Raw genomic sequence first — 23,994 nt, forward strand, 5'->3', positions numbered from 1 at the left:
CAGAGCTGTGGGGAGCGGTCCCATGGGATGGGCAGTCAGGGTTTGAGTTCGCGACCGCTGCGCCCGACGGGTGAGGCCTCGTTCAAGATCCTGATGCCACCGACGGGTTCCTCCGGCGCGCGGCCCACGTTCGACGGACACCACTCAAGATTGGAGAGGCAGCAGCGACTCAGGCCTGCGCAGGCTGGCTCAGCGTGAACACCACCGCAAGCGCGGCCGGACGGCTGCTGACGCAGCGGGCGACCTTGGCGCGAGGCCGGACGGTCGAGAAGGTCGACTCGATGAGGCTGGTGGTCCGTAGGTGGATACACCACTCCGCCGGTAAGTCGCAGGCGGCTAGGACTTCGTCCCGGTCATGTGCCGTGATGGTGGTCACCGCGGTGACCACCATCACGGGGTCGGTCAGATGGCGGGACTGCAGTGCACCGCGGCGCCGGACCAGGAGGTGAACTGGAAGCAGGCGCGGGCGAGGTATCCAGGGCCGTCGTAGTACGGGTCCGTGGTGGACTCGGTCGTGCCCGTGCTGCTCAGCGCGTGGATGCCCGACTCCTGGTACCAGGTCCTGCCGCCGTCGGTGGATCGCTCCAACCAGCCATTCAGCGTGTAGCCGGTTTCGGTGTCGAAGAAGGTGGCCTGCGCGAAGGCGGGAGTGGTCTTGGAGTTGATCGGGTTGCCGGCCCCGTCGACGAACTGCAAGTCAGCGGTTGCCCAGCCCGAGGCGGTGGTTTGCGTGACTTCGGCCCATCGGCCGTTGGTGTCCGTGGTGTCCGCCTGGGCAGTTCCGGCGGAGACGAGCACGATGCCCAGTGCAGCGGCGCCGATGGCTGCCCTGAATCGCTTGCGCACGGTACGTGACCCTTTCTATCGATTTCGTTGTGCATGGATCGCGGAAGGAGCTGAACGTTCAGTCCGCAGGGTTGCTCCGGCTGCCGTGGCGGAAGCCCTTGAGCACGTCAAAACGCGTCGCCGCGGCTTCAGTCCACGCGGTCGGGACCTGTGCTGCTGTCCAACTCACTGGCGATGCAAGCGCATGCGCGGGTGGCGGCACTCGGCTTGTCGGCCGCGTGTTGATCGAGCTAGATGGCTGCGGTGCAGTGCACCGCAGCGCCGGACCAGGAGGTGAACTGGAAGCAGGCGCGGGCGAGGTAACCGGGGCCGTCGTAGTAGTTGTAGGTCTGGATGGTGACGTCGGCGTTGGGATAGTTCACGGAGTCGACGCCGGAAACCGTGTACCAGGTCCTGCCGCCGTCAGTGGACCGTTCCAACCAGCCGTTCAAGTTGTAGCCGCTGTGAGCGTTGTCGATAACAGCGAATGCGGAGGCAGGTGCGGTCTTGGTGCTGGTGGTCCAGTACACCGCAGCGAAACCGTCGCCGGCGGCGGTGGGCTGGTCAACGTTCGCCCAGCCGGTTCCCTGGTTGGTTGTGTCGGCCAGCGCGTCGGTGCTGACGCCGGCCACGGCGCCCAGAGCGAGCGTGGCGACGAGGGCTGCCTTCGCAAGGTTGCGCATCGTGTGAGTCTCCTTCATGGCAAGGGGTATCCAGCGCCTTGGGTTGATGGCCAGCCCAACGCGCTGCGCATTTTGGATTTGCCGAGTTCGTTCATGGAAGCGGCGCGTCGGCTTCGGTGGACCGGCTCGACCTGTCAGGTCGTGTCAGCGTCCTCGGCCTGCTACGCGTCAGGCCGCCTTTGTGCCTATGTACTGCGTTGTTCCAGCGGCAGGGAACGTCACATAGGAGGCTCGTTGGGGCGTGGGTCAGTGCTGGCAAGCGTCCAGGTACCAGATCGGGCCCCAGTTCTGGTCGAAGTCCTCGGACTTGGGTGGGGCCGACAGGGTGACGAGGCTGTGGTTCTTGTCTTTGAGAAGTGCTTGGGTGCCCGGGGTCTGGTTGTTGAACCAGGAGCCGGTGCCGTCCCATCCGCTTCCGGGAAGCTCCTGGTCCACATTGCACTGGCTGACGTTGAACTGCGCGCCCGAGGCTCCTTCGCCGGTCCAGGCGCAGAAGTAGCCGTAGTAGCACCAGTTCCCGTTCCAGTTGGCGGCCTGGCCGTCCTGGGGCCACTGACTGATGCTGTCCTGCGGCTGGACCGCCCCTTCGGGGTGGGTGCGACCCTCTCGAGTACTGCCCGCTGGGGCGAAGCCGAGGTTGACGGCTCCGGGCAGGACCCGCGCGTGCATCTGCCCGGGAAGCGGAAGCAGTACCGAGGCGCCGTGCGGGAGCGCGATCTCGTTCGCCGCCACCTGATGCCCGCCGTCTTTGGCGAGGATTCGGCCGACCTGGGCCTGCAGGCTGGCCGCCTGGGCAGCGGTCAGGCCGGCGGCCTTTGCCTGAGCGGCAAATGGCGCAACTGATCCCGTAGTTGTCGGCAAGGCGGACGCTGAGGCGGTGGTGCCGAACGGCGCGAGCCCCAGCGCCGCGACCAAGGCCAGACGGGCCGCCCAGGCCCGCCCGTGAAGAATTCGCATGACGTATACCCCTTCTGTCGCGCTCGAGTCGATTCAGGTCCCGCCCGGCCGGATCGACCAGTGGGAGTCGTCCGGGATGCCCGGCCTCCTTGGCCGGTGATAAGGCTCGGGCCTGCCGCAGTCGGAGTTTGGTGTAGCCGCAGACCTCGTCCCAGGCCGCGTTGATCAGGCGGCCCTCCGCGTACGAGGTCACGTTGGCGTCGTCGAGCATGGGGGTCCAGGCGGTCTACGTGCCGTCACCGCTCGACCACGGCATGGGGGTCGGGCTGAGTACCGGGGGCATGCAGGTGTTCGTCGATGCCTGAGAACAGAGCGGCCCGCGTCCGTGCGGATGCCGGCCGTTCCGCCAACTGCTCCTGGTTCAGCTGGTAGTGGGAAGCACCATGTAGCAGTGGGAGACCGGGACGCCCCAGGGGGTCATGAAGTTGCCGCCGGATGCGGGGTTCTGGATGTCCCAGGAGATCATCTGCCACATTTGGCTGCCGGTCAGCGGGCCGACCACGCCGTCCTGCTGGAGGTGGTTCTTGTACTGGAACGCCTTGACGTCGCCGAGTGTCACCGGCCCGAAGTCGCCGTCCGGCTGCGGGGTGGTGCCCTGGAAGTCCTCGTAGATCGCCAACTGCGCGCAGTAGACGTTGAACCCGGATGCACCCTGGGTGAACTGGGGAGCTCCGACCTGCGCGGAGGCGGTGCCGCCGGAGGCGGTGACGATCGCGACTGCAGCAGCGCCGACCACCGCGGTGGTGAGGGCGCGGGTGAGCCTGTTCATGTTCAGCTCCTTGTGTGAGTGACAACAGTGGGGCGAGGGAGACGCGATAGTGGGGGGCGATGGCCGGAGACTTGGCCGGGGGCCGCGAACCGTGGCCGGCTCTCGCCGGGCACGCCACGGCCGGATCACATGGCTTCCGTGCAGTGCGCCGCCCCGACGGAGGAGCCCCAGTCGAACTGGAAGCAGAGCTCGGCCTGGTAGCCGGCGCCGTCCCAGTAGTTGCCCGTGGTGTACTGCGGCGCGTTGTTGGCGATGTTGAGCTGGCCGGACTCGTCGTACCAGCCCGTGTTGTTCACGTTGCGCTCGATCCAGAAGATGCAGCCGTACCCGGTGTTGACGTTGCCGTACACGCCGTAGACGAAGTTGCCGTTCCGTACGAGTTCGGAGGCGCAGGCGCCGCTGCCCATGGTTTCGGCGACGCCGCAGGCGTTCTTGGTGCTGGTGCACCAACTGTTGACTGCGGCGTGGGCGCTCGCGCCGGTGGTCAGGACCGTGCCTGCGGCGAGAACGATCGGGGCGATGTAGCGGACAAGCTTGGACATGACTGATCCTTCGTTAAGATGCGCATCGCTGACTGCGGCGGGCGGGCCGAAGAGTGGCCGACCCGAGGTCCGGTAGGCGGGTCGGACGCGCGGCACCAGGCCGCCTGGGAGCATCCGACCTGTCGTCACGTGGTGCGGTGAGGTCCCGGGGTCAGACCGAGATGCTCACGTACGCGTCGTAGTGCGTGTAGTAGGCGTTCGGGTGGTCCGAGCTCTGGGCGTCCGAGACCGGCTCCTCGCGTACGTTGGTGCCGGTGTCGAAGGCGTTGTACATCATCGGCACGCCGTTGACGACGCCCGCGTAGATGCCGACGTGGTCCGTGGACGAGGTGCTGGTCCCGAAGAAGATCAGGTCACCGGGGACCGCCTGGGACGAACTGATCTGGTTTCCCAGCTTGATCTGGTCGTTGGTGGCGCCGGAGCCGAGAACGTCGTAGCCGGCGGCCTCGTAGTACATCAGCCGTGCGAAGCCGGAGCAGTCCAGGCCCACGTGGTGGGAGGCGAAGCAGTACCAGGTCCCGTTGGAGTCCTGGAGGTATCCGGCCGCCGAGGACGTCCCGGGCGTGCCGCTGCAGTAGCCCACGGACGGGCCCGGGGATGCGCCGTGACCGCCGGCGTAGACGTAGGGCATGGTCCCTTGCTTCGCCATCGCTGCGGCGTACTGGACGACGTAGGGCTGGATGGCCTGGTTCTGGCCCGGGCACCCGGTGGACGGGCAGTGGTAGACGCCGTCCTCGTAGAGGATCTTCGCTTTGGTCGCCGGCCCGACCTGGCCGTCGACGCTCAGGCTGTTCGCGGCCTGGAAGGCCTCGACCGCGGCGAAGGTGTGTGCGCCGAAGTCGCCGTCAACGGCCAGGTGCTGGCCCTGGGTGTTCAGGAAGGACTGCAGCGAGGTGACGCAGCCGTCGATCTCACCCTCGGTCATGTTCGCCGGGCAGGACGAGGAGTTGAGCGCGATCGGTGCGGGAGCGCCGACGGAGGTGCTGACGTTGTCGTAGAGGGCGGCCTTGGTCTGCGGGCCGACCTGGCCGTCGACGCTGAGCCCGTTGGCGCTCTGGAAAGACTCGACGGCCGAGAACGTGAGCGGGCCGAACCCGCCGTCCACACTCAGCGAGGCGCCGTGGGCGTCCAGCAGGCTCTGCAGGGCCGTGACGCACCCGTCGACCTCACCCTGGGTCATGTTCGCCGGGCAGGAAGCGGACCGCAGGTCCACCGCCCCACCAGTCACATTCGAGGTCCCGTACAGGGCGTCCTTGGTCAGGGTGCCGACCTGGCCGTCGACGCTCAGCTTGTGTGCGGACTGGAAGGCTTCCACCGCAGCCAGGGTCCCGTTGCCGAAGTCCCCGTCGATGGACAGGTGCGCGCCTTGCGCGTTCAGGAGGTCCTGCAGCTCGGTGACGCAACCGCTTACCTCGCCGCCGGTGATGTTCGCCGGGCAGGACGAGGACTCCAGGTCGATCGGATCGGGGACGCTGGTGGAACTGACATACAGCTCGGCCTTGGTCTGCGGGCCGACCTGGCCATCGACGGCGATCCCGGTCTCGGACTGGAAGGTACGCACGGCGGCCAGAGTGCCGTTGCCGAAGTCGCCGTCCACCGTCAGACGGAAGCCGTGGGTGTTCAGGAGCGTCTGCAGTTCGGTGACGCAGCCGTCGTTCTCGCCACCCGTCATGTTCGCCGGACAGGAGGAGGAGTTCAGGTCGATCGGGCCGGGCGCGGCGAACGCCGGCACGGCCAGCCCACCGGCCAGTACCGCTCCCAAAGAGACCGGGAGCAAGACGCGACGCAGCAGCCGGTGCGGCCGCCGCTTCAGGACATTCATAGAGGACCCTTCGGTGACGGTTTCTCAGAGGTCGGTGGTGCCTGGAGCTCATGGAAGTGAACCGCCGGCGTGGACTGCGGAGCTGTGGGGCGCAGGTGCGGTTCTGCGCCGTGGAGCCGTACGGGCAGGACCGTGAGCCGAGGCGGGGCGCGCCAGCCGTGCGAGTAGGCCCGACGTGGGACCGAGCACCCGGATGGCACGCTCGCTTGGTATGGCCGCACGATGCGGACCGCGTGAACGGTCGCTTCGTAGACGCTGCCGTCAGGAGTGGGATCAGTTCTCTCCGGGGCCCACCACGGCAGACGGCTGTCGGATCGCGGCATCACCCATGCCGCGTGCACGCCTCAGAAGTGAACTTCCCTGCTGCAGCTGGCAGTTGTTTCGCTCTGGCCCGAATCGGGATCCGGCGGCTCCGGCTGACAACGCCGGATCCGCCACCCCCACGCACCGCCGACGCGTTTCCCCCGTCAAGACGTCCCCCTACCTATGCGCCCCTGGGAGCACGCCGCTCCCGCGCCTCGTTCCCTGGTCCGGCGCCGCGTCTCAACCTGTCGTCTGATGTGCGACGACACGACTCGGCCACCTGGATCGCACGAAACGATCACTTGGCGATTGCGAAACCTACAGCCTGGATGGAGCGCTGCAGCAGGTTCGGCGGCCAGATGACGGAAACGTGGGACGGGACGGCCTCGACCAGCCGTAACTCCTGACAGACTGACGATGCGACGGGACGCACGCCGTGCAACCCGCCGGCGGGGGAACATCGGCCCCCGCCCCTCTCCACGCGCCCATGGAAGGCGTCGCCGCGGCGAGGGTCTGTCCGCGAGCGGAGCGGACAGCGCCAGTCGTCCCGTCGCAGCGTCACATCGACGAGGGAACGCCCTGGTCGCGAGACACCTCGTCCCGGGATCCCGTCATCTCGAGGTCCGCGGCAGGCAGCACAGGTCGCCCTGTAGCTAGGCTCCTTGAACACCGACGGGCCGACCGACCAACGTCTTCGTGCGGTGGCGGCGGACTGCACACGTTCCGGCCCGGTCCACCTTCCGGCCTGCGCTCTGCATTGCGGCCGCCCGCTCCAGCCCTTCATGACGAGAGCCGGCACGCCGCGGCCGTTGGCCGAGGAGCGGATCCGTAGTCAGGGACGACACCGCGCGGAAGAGCGCTTCGGGGAAGGGCCACCTTCGGCCGCCCCGCAAACAACGATGGAAGGAACAACACGTGCGCACCCTGAGCAAGGCTGCCCTGGTCGCAGCGGTGAGCCTGACAACTGTGCTCGGCGTCACCACCGCAGCGCAGGCCGACACGACCTTCACCGGCGTCAACTACGCAGGGGTCTACCAGACCACCGCCGACGGCTCCGGCCTCGCCCAGGTGGACTGGACCACAGGCACCAAGACCGCGCCCGCGTTCGCCCACGCCTACATCGAGAACAGCCACACCGGCTACTCACTCAACGGCTGGCTGGAGCGCTCCACGGACGGCGGGAAGACCTGGTACACCGTCTCCGGCGTCAACGCCCTCAACAACGGCAGCGTCGACAGCACGGTCCAGACATACGACTACTACGACGGACCGGGCTACCTCGCCCGCGCCTGCTTCCAGTTCACATCCTGGTCCGGCGCGGCCGTCCACTGCTCGCCCGCCATCTAGGCGGTGCCCGACTCCTGGACAGCGGCCGTCCGCACCGCGTCCATCGGTGCGGGGGCTCAGCCATCGCGCGCATCTTCAGGGGTCGTTCTGTCCACACAGCTCCAGACATATGGTCAATTTTCATTCCCAGAAAGAGGAATCCCGTGAAGAATGCGATGCGCCGACTTCGGGTCAGTGCCGGGCTCCTGGTCGCGACGGCGGCCATGGCGGTCGCCGGCGCTCCGATGGCACACGCGTCAGGGAACGAGAGCCCGCAGTACTGGAACCCGATCTGCTTGGCTCACGGCAGCCAGAACTGGACGGTGGACGGCGGGACCATTCCGGTGCCGACCGAGCAGCTGCAGTACGGCAACCCCTACGGGACCGCGGACTGCGTGGAGTTCCTCCAGGCGCTGCTGGGCATCCCCGAGGACGGCAGCTTCGGCCCCCAGACCAACGCCGCAGTCCGCAGCTTCCAGCAGGCCAACCTCGTCCGGGGCTACTGCGGCCCGGTGGACGGCATCGTGGGTCCGCGCACCTGGTTCTGCCTGATGGCCCAGAACTGACCACCGCTCCTGCGGCCACCCCCTGCCAGATCGGTGACCGGTCTGGCGGGGCGGCTCAGCAGCGACGCCTAGACCGTGTCGGCAATGTCGTTGAGCCACAGTCGTAGGCAGGCGAAGGTGACCATGGCTTAGGTTCTGTCCGGCGGATCTTGTGACTGTCGGGCTGTCGGGTCGTTGTTCTGGTCGTGCGGCGGGGCGATCTGACGAATGACGAGTGGATACGGCTGGCGCCGCATCTGACGAAGTCGGGTGCCCGGGGTGGGCGCTGATGCGATCACCGCCTGGTGATCAACGGGATCTTGTTCCGGGTCCGCACCGGAGTGCCCTGGCGTGACCTGCCCGAGCGCTTCGGAAGCTGGAAGACCGTCTACGAGCGGCATCGGCGCTGGTCGGCGGACGGGACCTGGGACAGGATCCTTCAGGCGGTTCTGGCAGACACCGATGCCGACGGTCGGGCGGACTGGAGCATGGTCAGCGTCGACTCGACCTCCTGCCGGGCCCACCAGCATGCGGCTGGCGCCCCGCGGAGAACGCCGCGGGTCCCGAAAAAAGATCAACGCCTCGGCAGCACCGTCCCGACGAAGGACTCGGACGCTCCCGGGGCGGCCTGACCTGCAAAATCCACCTCGCCGGCGAAGGCGGACGCCGACCGCTGGCCCTGCTGATCACGCCCGGCCAGTGGGGCGACAGCCCACAGCTGATTCCGGTGCTCGAACGGATCCGGGTGAGGCCTCCCGGCGGCGGACACCCGCGCACCCGCCCCGACCACCTTGGCGGCGACAAGGCCTACAGCTCCCGCAGAAACCGGCGCTACCTGCGCAGGCGCCAGATCAAGCACACCATCCCCGAACCGAAGGACCAGCGAGCCAACCGCCGACGCCGAGGCAGCCGAGGCGGCAGGCCAGCCGGTTTCGACAAGGAGATGTACAAGCGGCGCAACGAGGTCGAACGCACCATTAACCAGCTCAAGCACTTCAGGGCTGTGGCCACGCGGTACGACAAACGCGCCTACGTCTTCACCGGAACCGTCACAGTCGCCTCGATCCGCCTGTGGCTCAAGCCCTGACGCGGTGGTTCCGTCAGCGAGCTTCCAGCTCTTCGGCCCGCCGCTCAAGTTCCGCCGCGATGTCGTCCCAGTCCGGGCCGTGCAGCCACAGGTTCTGCGCGGCCTCCCGAAGAAGAGCCGGTTCATCCGGCTTCTGCAAGAGCACAAGCCGATAAGCGAGATTGCGAATCCACACCGGGAGCTGGCCGTCGACCAGGTGCGGGCAAAGCTCCCGCAGCATCGAGAGGATGACGTCCGCATCAGCGAACGTCAGCTCCTCGACGAAGTAGTGCTCTCGGTGTTCCTGACCGCACGGCGGTGTCGGGCGGTACTCATCTCCGTAAAGACACCGGGCGTGCTCGGTCAGGGTGTTGTGCATGCGCTGCAGCCTACGACCTCGTGATCCGCCGGACAGAACCTAGTAGTGGACGTCGCGTAGGGCCCGGCGCGACGAATGGCCCACCCTTGCTGGGACTCCCCCCGAGGCCCGGCGGGAGTTGCCCGGCAGAGCCGAGGGAACGCACGCCGGTTACAAGCCGGCGGCGTAGGCCAGCAGGTTGGGCGAGGTGGAGTTGACGCTGAGCACGTCCGAGGTGGCCTGGTCTGTCAGCCAGCGCTTCATGTCAGCGGAGGACGCCTTCGGGTATGCCTGCTTGAGGAGGGCGGCGATGCCGCACACGTACGGGCTGGCCATCGAGGTGCCGTCCAGGGCGACGCTGCCGCCCCCGAGCTTGGCGGAGACGACGCCGACACCGGGGGCGAACATGGTCAGGCACGGGCCGAAGTTGCTGAAATTCGCCTGCCTGTCGTTGCGGTCGGTGGCCCCGACCGTGAGCGCCAGCTTGGCGCCGGCCGGGGAGATGCCGCAGGCGTCCAGATGGCTGTTCCCGGCCGCGATCACCGGCAGCACGCCCCAGGCGGCGAGCGAGTTCACGGCGGCGTCCAAGGTGGCCGTGTGCGGGCCGCCGAGCGAGCCGTTCAGCACCGCCGGCTGCACCGCGTCCTGGCTCACCCAGTCGAGGCCAGCGAGGATCCCGGCCCAGGTGCCGTTCCCGTTGCAACCCAGCACACGGACGGAGACCAGGGTGCTCTGGCGTGCGACGCCGTAGTGGGAGCCTCCCACGATGCCGACCAGACCCCGCGCACCGCACTGGCCGACCCGCACGCCGCCGACACAAACTGGCCACCGGCCGCCTCACCACGCCCTCACACCCAGCGGCGCGCCGCCCGACATCCCGTCAACACCCGCGCCGAGGCCGATGCCAGCCAGCTCGACGCAAGGAGCCCCCACGGGTTCGACCAGGGCGAAATCGAAGGATGAACCTGCTGAGATCGCCGAGGTGATCATCGTACTCACGACATCCACTCAGCACGTCCGTGGCGCTTCGCCCCTATGACTGAAGCGTTCCCTGAAAGTTCGTCAGCTAGGAGCGATCGAGCGCGCCGTCCATGATCTCTAGAACAGTCCGGAAGCCCGGCGGGCCTTGTCGGCGACTGCGGCGTCGTGCTGTGTGGTGTTGCTCGTCGCGTGCTTAGCTCCGGGGCGCTCGTGGGGCTGGTTGGATTTGTTGTGTCCTCCCGCTCAGAACGCTTCGGACCGAATGGCACGGACCATGGCCACAAGGGCCGGTGAACCAGGGCTCGGCGTCTGGTGGTTGAAGGGCGCGTACCCCCAGTTCGCGTAGAGGGCCTGGACCTTGCCGTCCCCGGCCTTCGGGTTGACCAGGAGCGTGACGCGTGGCTCGGTACGTCCGGCGAGAAGGGCGTCGTGGAGGCGGAGAGATGCGCCGGTCTTCCGCCAGGCGGGGCGGACACCGAGTTCCTTGAGGGCGACGGCGGGCACTTGGTCGAAGCCCTCGGGCAATGGCTCGTCCATGCGAGTCCACCAGCGGTTCCCGGCCAGGACGGTGTTGCCGTAAGCGTAGCCGACGGGTTCGACGCCGTCGTAGCCGATCACGACTTCCCAGCCGTCCTCGGCGGCGTGGCGGTCCAGGCGTTCGGCGAAGGAGTCCACGCTGTAGTGGGGCAGGTGGATGAGGTCGTGGCGGACGTCCGCGTACACGTCGAGCATGACTTGCCGGATGCCGGCGAGGTCGGCGTAGCGCTCGATCGAGATGCGGGATGCGGCGGCGGTGCTCATGCGGTCCCCTTCCTGGCTGCGTGGCGGTGATCGTCCCATGTGCGGGCGGCGGTAGAGCCTGGCGCGGTGCTGTTGAGGGTGACCGTGAAGCGGTCCAGGGCGCGGGCGACGCGCGGGTGCCGGCCGCCTTCCCCGTCCAGCAGTGCGACAGCGGTGCCGACGGCTGCGTCGACCTCGCCTTGGCCGAGCTGCGCGCGGGCGAGGCGGGCGTTGGTGATGGCGTTGGAGCGGCGCAGATGGGTGCGTCGCCGGGCGAGGGACTGGTGGGCGTGTGCCTCGGCCTGGTCGTATCGGCCGCAGGCGAGGAACGCGGCCACGGAGAGGGAGTCCAGCTCGGCCTGGTCGTAGAAGGCAGTGAGCCACAGCGGGCGTTGCGTCTCGCGGTCAGTGCGGCCGAGCGCGTCCTGGGCGAGGCCGAGCGCGCGCTCGACGGCCTGGTTGTCGCCGGTCATGCCGAGGATGGCGGCGTGGCGGGCGTGGCCGAGGGACGCGAACAGCGGGTCGCGCCGGGTGATCGGGAGGCCGCGGGCGACGTCGTTGGCGGCGATGGCGTCGGCGGGGCGTCCCATGAGACGGAACAAACTTCCGGCGTGGGACCAGATGCGGAACTGGATACCCATGTCTCCGGACATTGAGGCCAGGCAGGCGGCTCGGTCGCGGTAGCTCTCGGCGGCGTCGAAGCGGCGGGAGTCGATGGCGGCCCACATGGCGGAGGAGACGAAGGCGGCCGCGGTGCCGTAGAGGGCGGAGCGCACAGTGGGGGTCGCCGTGGCGACCTGCTGCAGCTCGATGGCTTCCTCGGCCAGGGCGAGGGAGTGGTACTCCGTGGAGGTCCTGCCGCCGCGTCGGTGGTCGTCGGCGACGATTTCGGCGAACTGGCGCTGCAGGCGACGTACGTCGCTCATGCCGATCCGGCTGGATGCTATGGCAGTTGAGCGTGGTGCCACGGTGCCGGCAGCGGTGCCGGTCACGGCGAACAGGAAGGAGCGGCGGAGCACGGAATCATCCTCGGTGGCGACGGCTGGAACGGGAGCGCGCCTCGGTGGGTGAAAGCCGAGGTCGGTCACGGAACAGCCGAATACTGCCTCCAGGCCAGCCCGTTGAGGGGGCTGCGGCCAGTGCGTCTTGCCGCTCAGCCAGTGCCTGACCGTCCGGTCTCCGACGGTGTCCCGCTGCCCGCAGGCGCGCAGCTCGGCGTTGACCAAGTCGGCTAATCCCTGCTGCGTGAGGCCGACATCGGCCATGTGCTCTGCCAGCGCTGTGTTCGGCTCCTGAATCCCCGTCACGACTTCGACCGTAGCGCGTGCCGATCGCAGCGACAGTCACCCGGAAAAACCGGGCGCGGGAAATTTCCGGGTGGCCACAGTCGTCCGCCTGCGATCTGTCCTCCTCACCATCGGTTACTGGGGCTCTACTGAATGTCAGCCGCCTGGCCCCACTCTCCTGGGAGCGTCGGGCAGGCCTACACGATCGAAGGAGCTGACCGTGCCCACCGCCCTGCCCGTCCGTACCCCGCAGGTCACCGGCCATGCTCCCGCGCCGTGCTCGATCCAGTCGGCGGGCATCCGTCTGACGATCTTCGATCCTGCGACACAGCGGCGGGTGGTGCACGAGCCCGACTTCGGACAGGCGGCCAGACGGGCCCATTTCCTGATCCAGGTCGCCCGGCTGGTCCAGATCCGCAAGGAGGCCGGGCTGTGACCACGGACCCCGGCGAGTTCACGGCGGCAGACCTCAACCAGCTCGCCCAGGCGCTCCCCGCCCCGGTCTACACCGACGTGCAGGCCGGAACCGTCGACGACGGCTGGCCTCCCTGCACCTGCCCCCAGTGCGCCCAGACCCCCTCCCCACAGGCAAGGCGATAGACCGGCTGCGGGAGCCTACTCCCCCGTGGCAACTCCGTCGCCCCCAATGCCCCCTCCCTGCCGAGCCCATTCAGCGTGGACAGCCCTCGGCGGGGAGGCCCGCACCATACGCACTACCCGCAGCAACGGAAGGAGCACCACCATGGCGAACGTGTTGGAGACGAGCACCGAACTGGTCGAGCTCGGCCGGTTCCTGACCATCACCGCCCGCAGGTTCGACGCGGGCGAGACCGGCCCGGAGATGTTCAGCGCGGCTGTCGACGCCGCCTGGCACAACCTCCTCCAGGACCCGGACGCCTACAAGGAGTTCACCGCCGCGCACGCCCGCCGCCCGATCGGCCACCGTCCCGCGAACGGCGAGGGCTTCATCAGCTGGGTGACTGCCTACGAGGAGGCGTACGGCCCGCTGCCTGACGTGTGGTTCACCGACGCCGACGGCACTATCGACACGACGGCCTCGCCCGCTACCGCGAGACCGGCAAGGTCTGGGCGCGCTGGGACTGCTCCCCGGTCCCGGGCGACGGCGGAGACGACGACGTTGCCCCGGAATCCGAGACCGCAACCCGGTGACCGTCATCAACTCAGGCGCAGCGCCCCGGCACACGGCCGGGGCGCTCCGCCGCCTGGAAGCCGCCGGCAGCACGCCCACGACGGTGGAGGTTGCGGCTTATGTCAGCGCCATGACCGTGCACTGCCCCTTCCTGGGGCCGTCGGTGGACCGGGGCATGACCAGGTGGACCGTCTACGAGACCGCGACCGCAGACCTCCACGCGGTGGAGTCCGAGGTGTTCCACGTCGGTGTCGAGGCGGCCGAGACGATCCGGAGGCGGATGCGCGAGCCCGGCGGCGCGCTTGCATGCGAGTGCGTGGTCCTCCTGGGCTCTGACGTGGACCACCGCGCGGCGACTGCATGGCCGTACTGGGCGCTGCGGAACCTGTACGCGCCACTCGGAGTGCTCCTGGGCAAGTTCTACGCCGGACACACCGAGACCGACAGCTTCGGCACCGTGATCCCACCAGCACCGTTCTCGTTCATCCCGGTGCGGGCAGCCGTCAAGCAACGGGACCCATGCTTCCTCAACAGCACCCCCGAGGTGGCCCGTGCACTGTCCGCCGCCGATGACGACGGCCGCAACGTGTTCGAGACCCTGCCCTGCGACTGGACGGAGATCAAGAAGTGGGCCCGGACCCAGACCTGAGCGCACCCCCGACAGAGGCCATGCGGACCCTCCAGGACCGGTTCGGCCAGCCGCTGACCGCCGAACTCCTCAGCGACCGGCGCGGCTCACGAGCGTGGAAGATCACCGGCCACAGCGTCCGGCTCGCCCTCAAGGCCAACACCCCCGGAGCGGACAGCGGACGGGACAAGGTCACTGAACTCGCCCAGGAGAATGCGACTCTGACTGCGCTGACCGAGGCGGGCGCGATCAACCCCCGCTACCTGGTCGCTGCCGAACCCTGGCAGAGCGGTCGATGGCTGGCTGTGCGTTGGATCGACGGCACCCCGGTCTACCGTGCGTTCGCCACAGTGCGTGGCGTTGAGGGTGACCTCCGCACGTCACGGCCCTGGCTCCTAGGCGTCGCGCACACATGGGCGCGGCAACTCGCAGCCCTGCACGCGGCCGGATGGACGCACGCAGATGTGCAGCCCACCAACACGCTCATCACCCATGCCGGGGACGCCGAGGTCATCGACTATGCCCTCGCCTGCGGCCCGACTGCCACGCCCTGGCTCCCGTACCGAGGTGCCCTCACTCACACCACCGCACCCGAGATCGCCGAAGCCCTGCTCTCCACCCACGACGACGTCCACGTCCAGGCCGAATCGCCCGCGGATGTCTGGGGCCTGGGAGCCTCGTTGTACTGGTGCTGGACCGCACAGCGACCCATCGCCTACGCGGACGACGTTGCCCGCGTCGACAAGCTCCGCGCCATCGCCAAAGGCGAGACGCTACCCCTGGAAGCCGGCAGGCCGTACCCGTTCCCCCAGTTCGAGGAACTGATCCGGGCCTGCCTCCGCCCCGACCCCGCCGACCGGCCCACCGCTGCTGAGGCGGCCAGGTGGTGACCCTCCGAGAACTCACCGCCCAGGACGCGCCCGCGATCCAGCAGGTCTTCGCCGGCGCGTCCGCCCACTACACGCGAGGCCGCGAAATGACGCCCGAGGAGGCCGCCAACGCCGTCGCCTTGTACCTCGCCCAGGCACGCGCCCTGCCCCGTCGCCACTGGGCCTACGGGATCACCGTTGCTGGTGACCTCCTCGGCCTCCTTCGTTTCCGGCTCCGCTCCGCCGACACGGTGACGGTCAGTTACGTCCTACGCGAGAACGCCTGGGGCAACGGCTACGCCACCCAGGCTGTGCGGCAGGCCGTGCCCACCTGCTTCGCGCACGCCACGGCCGAGCGCCTCGAAGCCAAACACCACCCGGACAACGTCGCCTCCGGCCGAGTCCTCGACAAGGCCGGATTCATCCGGATCGGCGTCTCGAACGTCCGGACCGAGGATGGCACCGTCGTTCCCTATCCCGTCTACGAGCTGCGACGGATATCGGCTCTGACGGTGCCTGGGTGAGACGGAATCTCGGGGTGTTGGACAACGGCTGTAGGGCATGCTGGTGCGGTGGATGAAACGGAGGCGGCATGGCAGTCGTGGCTGTCAGGACTTGATTCGTCCGGGCGGGCCGCTGCCGAATTGCTCAGGACGCAGTTCGAAGCGCTCGGCGCGGCGGACGCGCCAGTGTGGGCGCGTTCGGAGATCGATGAGAACCAGCCGCAGTTGGCGCGCATTGTGCTGCTGCGTTCGCTGTGGCGTACTGCGATAGATGGCTGGGCCAGCCCGGGAGCATTGGAGCGGGTGGCTGCGGCCAAGCGGCTGTTGGACGAGGGGGCCGACAGGGACGACCTGGTGCTCCTGGTGCGGGTCGCCGCCTACGAGGCTGTCTCCGCTGTGGTTGACGAGCTGGATTCAGGTGCGGACATGAACGTGTCCGGCATGGACGTCGGATGGGTGGTCATGGAGTCCGACACAGAGGGCTCTCCCACCGGTCGACCTCTCGCGGGCCTCCACGAGGACTTGCTGACGATGGATCCGAGTGGGCGCGAGGGCGAGGACCTCGTGCGGTAGGTCCCAGTACCGGTCGGTCCCCGGTCGCAGGCGCGCGGCCGGGTGGCGCGGATACGCATCCGAAGCGGTGAGTCCTTGCCCGCTCGAAGGGCTTGCCGCCACCAGACCTTGAAGTGGCACGGCCGGGCCATAATGATCAACCGATGACAGAAATGCCGCCCGCAGCCGGTCATACCTGGGACAGACTCACCAGAGCCGCTGAAGTCGACCGCCGAGCAGGCCTCTCATGGCTGTCCGCGCTTGGCTTCAACCGTGCCGCACCCACGGGGGTGCTCCTGAGGCTCCTGGACGTCGGCGAGACCTCCTTTCTGTACCGCGAGGATCTGCCTGACAGCGTCATCGAGGCCGCCATCCTCCACCCGACGCGGCAGGTTCGCGCCAGCGTCGCCGAGATCCGTCGCCTGTCGCCGGGCCAGTGGGAACGGCTCGTCGCCGCGACCCCTGAGCCGGACCTGCGCGAGCAGTTTGCCGAGCTTGCCGAGGAACGCCTGGAAGCACGTCGAATGTCACGCGGCGGCCGGGGCGTCGGACGCGCGCCTCGGCCCGACGCCGAACCGCCCGCCACTCCCGACGAGATCGCGGCGATGGCCGCTCAGGTTCCTGACATCGACCCGCAGGGCTCGACGATGGCCCTGTGGTGGATCGGTGCTCTGCACGCCAACGGCGAGGCCATGCGTCAACTCGCCAGTTCCCCCAAGCTGTTGGTCCGACGCAGCGTAGCCAGGGCACCGCGTCTGCCTGCGGATGTGGTGTCCCTCCTCGCTCGTGACCAGGATCGTGTTGTACGTCTCTTCCTGGCCGAATCCTGCGAAGACGCACCAGCGGACATGCTCTTGGAGGTGGCCGCGTGGTGGGAGGGGAGTCTTTCGTTTCCAGGCAGACCGCGCACCCATCCGAACTTTCCCCGCGACGGCCTGCTGCGGTTCCTGGAAGATCCGAACCCGCGCCTGCGTGCGCTCGCGCTCGACGACCCGGACTCCAGCGCGGTCCACGCTGACCGGCTCAGCCTGGATCCTGATCCGATCGTCCGTCGAGCGGCCGCCGAGGACCACCGGCTCCCTGCGGTAGCAGCGGTCAGACTGGCCGCAGACCCCGATCAGGGCGTTCGCTGGCGAGCATGCACCAACCCGGTAGTCCCCGCGTCCGACCTGGTAGTGCTCCTACTCGACCCACACACCGCCCAAATGGCCGCCCGCAACCCCGCTGTCCCCGAATCTGTGATGAAGCGCATGATCACGCTCGGGACTCCGTTCATCAAGGCTCCGCATCGCCCGGCACGGAAGTAGGGCAACGAGCGCTTCCCCACCTTGTCGGTGTCGAGATGACAGGCGCGAGGGTGATCGCTTGCCCGTCAGAGGTGTCTGGCAGACTCCGCGGGCATGGGAATGTTCACGCAGTCCAACAAGGCGGATAGTGCTGGTCAGGCCGGGGAACGGGCCGACCTGAGTGTGCTTCTGATGCAGGGCGAGGACATGATCGAGCAGGTGAGCTGGGCTCATATGTCGTGGGGCCTGGGCTCGGCAGACCGCTGGGACCTGGAGCAGGCGACCGGCATCATCACCTGGACCTTCCCCGACAAGACCGCGACCGCGCCGGCTCAGCTCCTCGGAAGCTTCGCCCCGAGAGCGGGCTCATGGATGTGGGCCTGGGCCAACCAGAGCCTCCTTCCCGCCATGAGCCGCGACTCCCGCAGCTTCTGCGACTGGGCGGAGGCCAACGGGCATCCCGGGCTGGCTCAACCCAAGATTGACGCTGACGAGCAGATGGCTTCGACGCTCGCCGGGCCCTGTCCCACAAGCGACGGCGACGGGCGAGCCGGCCAAGTTGCCGCGAGGTCAGGGAATCCAGCGGGCCTTCACTCGATCCGCCACCGTGAACTCGGTGGAGCAGTCCGTGCATGTCGCCCGCCCGAACAGGTAAGGCACCCCACGAGCCAAGTCCGTCTGTCCGTCCGCAGTCGCCCGATCATGCAGACGCCTCGGCAAGTCCTCCAGGTCACCTTCTGCTGCCGGACGCAGCGGAGACCGAAGGACGTCTCCCGACGCGTAATCGTCGCTGCAGCAGAAGCAGTCGTCCGCCTCGATCACGACGCACAGGTTCACACCGCAGTACGGGCAGTCGACCTCGTACTCTCCGGTCGCCAGGCCTTCCAAGCACCTGTCCCAGACCTCCACGCCCTCGAACGACAGCAAGGACTGGAGCAAAACTACGTAGTCGTCCACCGCGGTCGTCCGGCTTAGGCACTCGTCCGTGAGCTGATGCAGCACCGCGAGCGGAGCCGAGAAGACGTCAAGAGGTCCACCGACCTCGGACAGTCCCGGCGCGCAGGACGCGATTGCCCCAGCCGCTTCCAGCACGGACGGCAGGTCATCCGGGCGGCACGACGCGGCGATCTCGGCCAGCCGCGGGAGAGCCGCAAAGCTCGCCGAGAACGCCGTGTCGAGCTGCGGACAAAGGTGATCCATCAGCTCGGACAACACGCCACTCGGATCACCCGCGAATCGCTCCAGCAGGACAGGAACGTGTTCCGCCGGACCGCATGCATCGCTGAGCGTCGCCCACTCCGTCATGCGCTCATCCAACCAGGGCACCCCGACCCTCGCAGGGGCCGGGTCACTTCAACCCATCCCCAAGCGGGGCCGACGCACCGTCACGGTCAGGGCCCGGCCACTCTCAGTCGCCTGGCCCTCGACGCGCTCTTCGCTCCCCACGACCCCCACTCAGTTGCCGAGCGGACGAACTGAGGCGAAGAGCAGCCCTGGGGAATATCACGGGTCTGGCCGCGACGTGAATGATCTTGAATGCGGCCCTGTCAGGTCGCTGATGCAGCCTTCAGCTCTTCGAAGATCACTCCAGGGTCCCTTTGTGCCAGGTAGCGGAAGTGCCAGTGGATGGACCCGTCCTCGACGGCGAGCGAGGACAGCGAGACGCCTTGAGGTGTGATGAACCGCGGCCTTTCCCACTGCTGGGCAACCACGGCGATCGAGGAGCCTGCACAGGTCAGGACCCAGCTGGCCTTGCCCCCCGCGATCGAAGCGAGGTAGTCGCTCTTGACGACGGAGGTGATCGCTTCACCAGCTGACATTTCGGCAGGCAGATCCCTGGTCGCGCCATGTGGGGCGTCGGCGTCATCCCCCATTGCGACGCTGTCCCTGGTCAGATGCACCTTCATGGCCGGGATTCTAGGCGGCTGAGCCAACCCTCATGCCGAGCCCGCCCGTCACGCGGTCGCGGCCAGAGACTTGACGGCTCTGACCGGAATTGGGCGAATGATCAATGAGAGGTGCCGGTCAGTCCCTGCCGAGTGGGCACGGCTCGTCCGGTCGGCACGGGCACCGAGTACATCAGGGCGAGGACGACGCTCCGTGCATCGGGGCGGTCGTATCCGGTCGATGAGCGGATCTCATCGATGGCCGTGTTGATCTTTCCCTCGTGGATGAGTTCCTGAGCACGTTCCTGAACCGCCTGCGGCACCGGCAGCTGCAGAGCCCTGATGATGTCGGGATCCCAGCTGCTCCTTCGCATACGCCACGCGAGGAAGCGCCTTCTGAGCGGCCATCCCATCGCTCCTCCGAACCCGTGCCAGTACATCACTTCAGTGGCTGCTGGAGAGGATACGGATGCGAAGGAGCCGGAAGGAAGCCCGGCCATACATGGCCCTCTTGAGTGTCTTGACTCGATTCACGTTGCCTTCGACTCTTCCAGAGCTCCATTCGAGGGTGAGGCCGGCGGGGACGGCGTCGAGGTCCTGACGAAGGAAGCCGGCGAATGAGCGGACCGGGGCGGGGCCGTTCTGCTCGGCCTGGCGGATCCACTCCAGCAGCAGGGCGCCGCGGCGGTTGACGAGGAGGTCGCGGAAACATCGGGCCAGATCGCAGGCTCGGGCGTTGTCGGGGCAGGCGAGCTTGACGTCGAGCAGGCTCTCCACCTCCCGTTCTGTGAGCGTCTCCCGAGGACGCATGATCCACGAGGTAATGCGGCGAGGGCTTGGGGTCTCGGCTCGGACGGGCTGCCGTGCCGGCACGGAGCTTGGCCAGGTAGGGCGTGATTGTCGAGTAGGCGCCCTGGTAGCCGCGGGCCCGGATCTCGTTGAACAGCTGACGGCTGGTGGTGCATCCGGCGACGAAACGGCTGTTGAGGTAGGGCTTGAACGGGTCCAGGACGCCGCTGGGGCTTCGGTCGCAGGCTCGGGCCAGGAGTTCGTCCAGGCTGGTCTCCCTGAAGTGGCGGACGGTCTTGCGGTCCAGTCCGAGCTGGCGGGCGATGGCGCTGATCGTCCACTTCTCGTCGAGCAGTCGGTGCACGTCCGCGTAGCGATCGCGGGTGCGCTCGACGATCGAGGCGCGTGGTAGCTGAGGCGGTGGCAGGTCGATGGCCGGCGGTTCGACGGGCTCGCGTTGCTCGATGTGTTTGCGCAGGCAGGCGCGGTGCTGATGGCACGTCTTCTCGACTGCAGCGGCCAGGTTCTGCAACATATGCCACCGGTCGGCGACCTCGGTCGCGTGCGGCGCTGCTTCCTTGATCGCCTTTGTGTACGCGATGGCTCGGTCCCGACATACGATCTCGACCCCGGGATGGGTGCGGAGCCAGTTGGCGAAGGTCTCCGAGGTGCGGTCCGGGAGCACGTCGACGACTCGGCTGGTCTCGACGTCCACGAGCAGGGTGCCGTAGGTTTTGCCCTTACGGAATGCGAACTCGTCGACGCCCAGGACGCGGGGCGATCGCTCCGGCGCGTCGGGGGCCTCCAGGAGGCCGAGGAGCTGAGTGCTTCCGGCGCGCAGGTTGATCCGTTGGCAGAGCCGTTCCCCGGGGCGGCCTCCGAGCTCGGCGGCGATGGCCTGCAGCCAGAGCTTCAGCCCCAGGCCGGAGCGCCGATGACGCTCACTCAGACCGCGGACCTGCTCGACGAACGTCAGCCGAGGGCACTGGCGTCGGTCGCAGAAGAAGCGTCGGACTCGCAGGCGTATCGACAGTCGCCGCCCAATCAATGGTCGTTCAGCGAGGGTGCGCCAGTACCGGGAGTGGACGCGCTTCGCGCGGGTTGAGCAGTCCGAGCATCGCGGCGGATCGCCCCGGGCCGACATCTCGGCGGTGACCAGCTCAGCGCAGATGCTCAGTCGCTCCAGCACGACCTCGGTTCCGAAGGGCAGCACCTGCTCGATGGCACCGGTCTCCATGCGGAGAAGATTCCGCATGGAAACGATCCTGCATGCAGGGCTCTGACCTGGCCTTTCACGGAACTCCGGCCAGACCCAATTTCACGAATCCTCATCAACCGTATCTCCCTCGGGGCGCCGCTCAGGGTGGCGGAGCAGTAGACCCCTGTCACGCCCTACGTCAGAACTCAGGTCGTCAGCCTTCCAGGCTCTCCGCCCACCCCGTCAGAACCGCGAAGTCCTCTTGGCTGAGACCGAAGCGTGGGTCGACGCGGTGCAGTAGCGCCGGCCCCTCATGATGGGCGGCAACCCACTCGCGATCCCCTCGCGTGATCTCATCGTCGACCCAAGCGAACGGCCGCCCCGCGGCCCACGCGACAATCGGCCGTGTCTTCCAGTGACGCCCGGCCCGGACGTCCCGGTCCTCATCCTGCGAAGGCCCCGGCCAGGAGACAACGGGCAGGCGCGGCAGGCCGAGCCGCGGCGCGACACACTCATTCGCTTCCTCCTCCCACGTCGTCGCCCAGACGAGCTCGAAACCCAGCACCGCCAGCCGACGCCCCACTCAGGGATCAATCCGTGCCAGCAGCGGGGTCGCAGCGCCAGCCCCCGGTTCGACGCGATGGCTCGGCGTCGGTCCCCCAAAGGGAATCAGCGGCCCGTCGACGTCCAGGAAGAGCAACGGCGGAACAGCCCAGACTGTTGCGTCGTTGCGCGAGGGCTCGGTCATCAGCTCTCGCGGTCTCGCAGGTCGTGGTCGGTCCCGGCGATGGCCGGCCCCCAGCTCGCCGGCATGCGGGCGACAACCGACGCTGCCGCTTCCTCTGCCGAGTAGGAGGGCTCCAGGCTGAACTCCTCGCCGCGGTGCCGCACCGCGTAACGACCGTCGCCCAGCGGACAAATGGCAGAGACGTCGCGCGAGAAGGGCCAGCCGGTGCAACGGCTGAAGTGCAGACTGCCATGGCTCGTGGAGGGAAAGAGCATGCGAAGCCTGGGTTCCGCGTGAGCCGCGCGGATCATCTGCAGATCCAGGCGATGCCCCGGCTCCAGATAGCGGCGCCACTTCTCCGCCACAGCATGGTCGGGGCCGCGCTGGTGAGCCAGTGCCATGGCCGAGACCTCCAAGAAGGGTGCCACGTCACCCAGCTTGGCCAAGGAGACACCTGCATGCCAGGCTGACGCCGCAACAGCGAGTTCGGTGAGGTCGCTGGTGGACCCATTCGTGAGGTTCACGCCCTCCCCCCAGGCGGCGACGACGAACACGCGCGTCGCCGAGCCGAGGGTCACGTTGAAACCGTCGAGGCGAGGGTTCCGGCTCCCGACCCGCGCAGCGATGGGCGAGTCACTTCGCGAGGTATGAATCTCACCGACATCCAGGCCGTTGTCGGCCGCACACCGCGTGAGGGCGGCGGCGAGGCTCCCGGCGGCCGCAACGTCGGGGTAGAGCCCGGCATCGGGTTGCTGCGGCTGCCGCACAGGACCAGGTCGAGTCATCCCGACATGATCGCTCCGGGACCACTGCCGAGGCCAGGATTATCGGGAAGCGGTCACTCGCCCCTGGACAGTGATCGCTAACCGGCGCTTCGATGGCTCGCCCAGACCCCTTCGTCAGTCCCCCATGGTCGCCGTCCCGTGGGGAATCCCGCGATCACGAAGGTGCGGATTTGCGCAACGCTGATCACGCAGAACATAGAGACGCCCCGACGGCCGATAACGTGACATCAGCGGGTGGGGGTGGTTGGCCCGTAGGTAGTGCAGAACGTGCAGTCACAGCTGGTGAGGGAGTTCGCCTGACAATGGGCGGTCGGCCAGTAGCGGGATGTGCAGGGCTCTGGGGCGAGCAGCGTTCCGTCGCGAGGCACTGTCCTGTCGCACCAGGTGCAGCGGATGGCTGCAGGGACGCCGGCTTCCTGCAGCCGGCGGGCCGCTAGGATCGCCGTGTCCAGCGGGGCTTCCTCCAGGACCGCCACGGGCGTGCTGTCCAGGAGAAGCTTGCTGTGCCACAGACTCAGTCCGGTCACCGCTCTGACAGCCTGCAGGGCCTGCCGTCCACTGCTGCCGGATTCGGTCACGTTCACGGTGAATCCTGGATCCTCCACTGACGCGTCTCCTCCAACAACGGGGCACCTGGCCCTCAGTATGTCGATGGACATGACCTACGTCCCGTCAGTTTCCCGTGACTGCTGAGCTCCCCCTGATCAGGTAATCGCGGGGGCCCGGTCGGAGCGTCTTAGCGGTTCGCGCTGGAAGTCCTTCGAGGGTTGACGGGTAGCTGCTGTTGTGCGTGGGGTTTTGCAGGAGCGCTAACGGTCCGTTGGCGCAAGCTCGGCGCACAGTTACGCTGCTGCGATCAGCGGGTGTTGCGCAGGGTGCGGGAGCGATCGGCGCCAGCGGGTTCGATGCAGTGGGACTGGACGTGCTCGTAGGCCAGTGTGGTTTGCACGTCCGCGACCTCGCGGCGGTCGGTGAGACGGTCGATGACGAAGGCGTATACCCCGTTGACGTCCGGGACCGCGATGTGGATGAGGAAGTCATAAGCGCCGGATGTGACGAACAAGCCGATGGTTTCGGGCAGTTGTGCCGCCCATTCGCGGAATCCCTCGATAATCGGGCGGGCTGGTGGCCGGATGCGAACAGAGATGAGCGCCTGGACAGGGCGCCCGGCAGCTTCGAGATCCAGGGCCGCGTGATAGCCGGTGATGATGCCGTGCTCGCGCAGCAGTCTCACACGCTCCAACGAGGTGGAGGGAGAGACTCCTGCCTTGGCGGCCAGATCGCGGTTGGTCTGCCGTGCATCGTGCTGCAGTTGCCGCAAAATGACCCGGTCCACTGAATCAAGTTCCACGATTCTTCCTATCTTCCGCATGAAGTT

At 67.8% G+C, this 23,994-nt stretch carries 26 protein-coding genes and 5 pseudogenes; 11 read left to right on the plus strand and 20 right to left on the minus strand.

The window, feature by feature from the left end; translation table 11 throughout:
• Nucleotides 1-172: 172 nt before the first annotated feature.
• The 7 genes and pseudogenes from I2501_RS13670 to I2501_RS13700 form a co-directional block, all read right to left on the minus strand.
• A pseudogene (locus I2501_RS13670) lies at nucleotides 173-379 on the minus strand (IS256 family transposase); the annotation flags it as partial.
• 23 nt (nucleotides 380-402) lie between these two features.
• A complete protein-coding gene (locus tag I2501_RS13675) occupies nucleotides 403-846 on the minus strand; it encodes a hypothetical protein (RefSeq protein WP_196194246.1) in 444 nt (147 codons plus the stop codon).
• Nucleotides 847-1,076: 230 nt separating this feature from the next.
• Nucleotides 1,077-1,508: a hypothetical protein gene (locus I2501_RS13680; RefSeq protein WP_196194247.1), complete on the minus strand. Its 432-nt coding sequence runs from the start codon at nucleotides 1,506-1,508 to the stop codon at nucleotides 1,077-1,079.
• A 246-nt stretch (nucleotides 1,509-1,754) separates the two neighbouring features.
• Nucleotides 1,755-2,465, minus strand: a complete 711-nt coding sequence (locus tag I2501_RS13685; protein ID WP_196194248.1) for a hypothetical protein — start codon at nucleotides 2,463-2,465, stop codon at nucleotides 1,755-1,757.
• Nucleotides 2,466-2,826: 361 nt separating this feature from the next.
• Complete coding sequence (locus I2501_RS13690; RefSeq protein WP_196194249.1) at nucleotides 2,827-3,234, minus strand: peptidoglycan-binding domain-containing protein; 408 nt, start codon at nucleotides 3,232-3,234, stop codon at nucleotides 2,827-2,829.
• A 125-nt stretch (nucleotides 3,235-3,359) separates the two neighbouring features.
• The gene (locus tag I2501_RS13695; RefSeq protein WP_196194250.1) at nucleotides 3,360-3,776 is read right to left on the minus strand and encodes a hypothetical protein; all 417 of its coding nucleotides are present in this window, start codon (nucleotides 3,774-3,776) and stop codon (nucleotides 3,360-3,362) included.
• A gap of 151 nt (nucleotides 3,777-3,927) precedes the next feature.
• Nucleotides 3,928-5,598 carry a C40 family peptidase gene (locus tag I2501_RS13700; protein WP_196194251.1) on the minus strand — a complete coding sequence of 557 codons (1,671 nt, stop codon included), beginning with the start codon at nucleotides 5,596-5,598 and terminating at the stop codon, nucleotides 3,928-3,930.
• A gap of 1,218 nt (nucleotides 5,599-6,816) precedes the next feature.
• Here I2501_RS13700 and I2501_RS39295 point away from each other — a divergent pair.
• From I2501_RS39295 to I2501_RS13715, 3 genes and pseudogenes are all read left to right on the plus strand, one after another.
• Nucleotides 6,817-7,248, plus strand: a complete 432-nt coding sequence (locus I2501_RS39295) for a hypothetical protein (RefSeq protein ID WP_196194252.1) — start codon at nucleotides 6,817-6,819, stop codon at nucleotides 7,246-7,248.
• A gap of 143 nt (nucleotides 7,249-7,391) precedes the next feature.
• Nucleotides 7,392-7,793, plus strand: a complete 402-nt coding sequence (locus I2501_RS39300) for a peptidoglycan-binding domain-containing protein (RefSeq protein ID WP_328806357.1) — start codon at nucleotides 7,392-7,394, stop codon at nucleotides 7,791-7,793.
• 185 nt (nucleotides 7,794-7,978) lie between these two features.
• Nucleotides 7,979-8,859: pseudogene (locus tag I2501_RS13715) on the plus strand (IS5 family transposase).
• A 13-nt stretch (nucleotides 8,860-8,872) separates the two neighbouring features.
• Here I2501_RS13715 and I2501_RS13720 read toward each other — a convergent pair.
• From I2501_RS13720 to I2501_RS13735, 4 genes are all read right to left on the minus strand, one after another.
• Entirely contained in the window at nucleotides 8,873-9,217 is a 345-nt protein-coding gene (locus I2501_RS13720; RefSeq protein WP_196194253.1) for a hypothetical protein, read from the minus strand.
• Nucleotides 9,218-9,367: 150 nt separating this feature from the next.
• Nucleotides 9,368-9,961 (minus strand): S8 family serine peptidase, encoded by a 594-nt coding sequence (locus I2501_RS13725; protein WP_215909620.1) that lies wholly within the window; start codon nucleotides 9,959-9,961, stop codon nucleotides 9,368-9,370.
• A 459-nt stretch (nucleotides 9,962-10,420) separates the two neighbouring features.
• Nucleotides 10,421-10,978, minus strand: a complete 558-nt coding sequence (locus I2501_RS13730) for a GNAT family N-acetyltransferase (protein WP_196194255.1) — start codon at nucleotides 10,976-10,978, stop codon at nucleotides 10,421-10,423.
• Nucleotides 10,975-11,883 carry a hypothetical protein gene (locus I2501_RS13735; RefSeq protein ID WP_236046328.1) on the minus strand — a complete coding sequence of 303 codons (909 nt, stop codon included), beginning with the start codon at nucleotides 11,881-11,883 and terminating at the stop codon, nucleotides 10,975-10,977. Before I2501_RS13735 ends, I2501_RS13730 begins: the two co-directional genes overlap by 4 nt.
• 580 nt (nucleotides 11,884-12,463) lie before the next feature.
• Between I2501_RS13735 and I2501_RS13740 the strand changes: the two genes are divergently transcribed.
• From I2501_RS13740 to I2501_RS40585, 8 genes and pseudogenes are all read left to right on the plus strand, one after another.
• On the plus strand, nucleotides 12,464-12,679 hold the full coding sequence (locus I2501_RS13740) for a hypothetical protein (protein ID WP_196194256.1): 216 nt from the start codon (nucleotides 12,464-12,466) through the stop codon (nucleotides 12,677-12,679).
• Nucleotides 12,676-12,843 carry a hypothetical protein gene (locus I2501_RS13745; protein WP_196194257.1) on the plus strand — a complete coding sequence of 56 codons (168 nt, stop codon included), beginning with the start codon at nucleotides 12,676-12,678 and terminating at the stop codon, nucleotides 12,841-12,843. The genes I2501_RS13740 and I2501_RS13745 overlap by 4 nt, the downstream gene beginning before the upstream one ends.
• A gap of 725 nt (nucleotides 12,844-13,568) precedes the next feature.
• Nucleotides 13,569-14,042 carry a hypothetical protein gene (locus tag I2501_RS13750; protein WP_236046330.1) on the plus strand — a complete coding sequence of 158 codons (474 nt, stop codon included), beginning with the start codon at nucleotides 13,569-13,571 and terminating at the stop codon, nucleotides 14,040-14,042.
• A gap of 20 nt (nucleotides 14,043-14,062) precedes the next feature.
• Nucleotides 14,063-14,911 carry a protein kinase domain-containing protein gene (locus I2501_RS13755; protein ID WP_196194259.1) on the plus strand — a complete coding sequence of 283 codons (849 nt, stop codon included), beginning with the start codon at nucleotides 14,063-14,065 and terminating at the stop codon, nucleotides 14,909-14,911.
• Entirely contained in the window at nucleotides 14,908-15,414 is a 507-nt protein-coding gene (locus I2501_RS13760) for a GNAT family N-acetyltransferase (protein WP_328806358.1), read from the plus strand. The genes I2501_RS13755 and I2501_RS13760 overlap by 4 nt, the downstream gene beginning before the upstream one ends.
• Nucleotides 15,415-15,462: 48 nt before the next feature.
• Nucleotides 15,463-15,966, plus strand: coding sequence for a hypothetical protein (locus I2501_RS13765; protein ID WP_328806359.1), 504 nt, complete (start codon nucleotides 15,463-15,465; stop codon nucleotides 15,964-15,966).
• 143 nt (nucleotides 15,967-16,109) lie between these two features.
• Nucleotides 16,110-17,252, plus strand: a complete 1,143-nt coding sequence (locus tag I2501_RS13770) for a hypothetical protein (RefSeq protein ID WP_196194261.1) — start codon at nucleotides 16,110-16,112, stop codon at nucleotides 17,250-17,252.
• A 213-nt stretch (nucleotides 17,253-17,465) separates the two neighbouring features.
• Nucleotides 17,466-17,675: pseudogene (locus I2501_RS40585) on the plus strand (DUF6882 domain-containing protein); the annotation flags it as partial.
• Nucleotides 17,676-17,801: 126 nt separating this feature from the next.
• Here the strand turns inward: I2501_RS40585 and I2501_RS13775 are convergent.
• The 9 genes and pseudogenes from I2501_RS13775 to I2501_RS13805 all read right to left on the minus strand — a co-directional run bounded on the left by I2501_RS13775 (nucleotide 17,802) and on the right by I2501_RS13805 (nucleotide 23,967).
• Nucleotides 17,802-18,536 carry a hypothetical protein gene (locus tag I2501_RS13775; protein WP_196194262.1) on the minus strand — a complete coding sequence of 245 codons (735 nt, stop codon included), beginning with the start codon at nucleotides 18,534-18,536 and terminating at the stop codon, nucleotides 17,802-17,804.
• Nucleotides 18,537-18,778: 242 nt separating this feature from the next.
• Nucleotides 18,779-19,138, minus strand: a complete 360-nt coding sequence (locus I2501_RS13780; RefSeq protein WP_196194263.1) for a hypothetical protein — start codon at nucleotides 19,136-19,138, stop codon at nucleotides 18,779-18,781.
• A 101-nt stretch (nucleotides 19,139-19,239) separates the two neighbouring features.
• Nucleotides 19,240-19,530, minus strand: a complete 291-nt coding sequence (locus tag I2501_RS13785; RefSeq protein WP_196194264.1) for a hypothetical protein — start codon at nucleotides 19,528-19,530, stop codon at nucleotides 19,240-19,242.
• Nucleotides 19,531-19,561: 31 nt separating this feature from the next.
• A complete protein-coding gene (locus I2501_RS40925) occupies nucleotides 19,562-19,927 on the minus strand; it encodes a transposase (RefSeq protein WP_408022738.1) in 366 nt (121 codons plus the stop codon).
• Nucleotides 19,928-20,381: 454 nt separating this feature from the next.
• Nucleotides 20,382-21,161, minus strand: a pseudogene (locus tag I2501_RS40930) (ISL3 family transposase); the annotation flags it as partial.
• Between the two features lie 157 nt (nucleotides 21,162-21,318).
• Nucleotides 21,319-21,852 (minus strand): annotated as a pseudogene (locus tag I2501_RS39305) (HAD domain-containing protein).
• Complete coding sequence (locus tag I2501_RS39310; protein WP_196194266.1) at nucleotides 21,852-22,409, minus strand: DUF6193 family natural product biosynthesis protein; 558 nt, start codon at nucleotides 22,407-22,409, stop codon at nucleotides 21,852-21,854. Before I2501_RS39310 ends, I2501_RS39305 begins: the two are co-directional and overlap by 1 nt.
• Before the next feature lie 434 nt (nucleotides 22,410-22,843).
• The gene (locus I2501_RS13800) at nucleotides 22,844-23,275 is read right to left on the minus strand and encodes a ribosomal protein L7/L12 (protein ID WP_196194267.1); all 432 of its coding nucleotides are present in this window, start codon (nucleotides 23,273-23,275) and stop codon (nucleotides 22,844-22,846) included.
• 197 nt (nucleotides 23,276-23,472) lie between these two features.
• Nucleotides 23,473-23,967, minus strand: coding sequence for an Lrp/AsnC family transcriptional regulator (locus I2501_RS13805; protein WP_196194268.1), 495 nt, complete (start codon nucleotides 23,965-23,967; stop codon nucleotides 23,473-23,475).
• Nucleotides 23,968-23,994 lie beyond the last annotated feature (27 nt).

It is taken from the genome of Streptacidiphilus fuscans, from assembly GCF_015690355.1.
Taxonomy (GTDB): Bacteria; Actinomycetota; Actinomycetes; order Streptomycetales; family Streptomycetaceae; genus Streptacidiphilus; species Streptacidiphilus fuscans.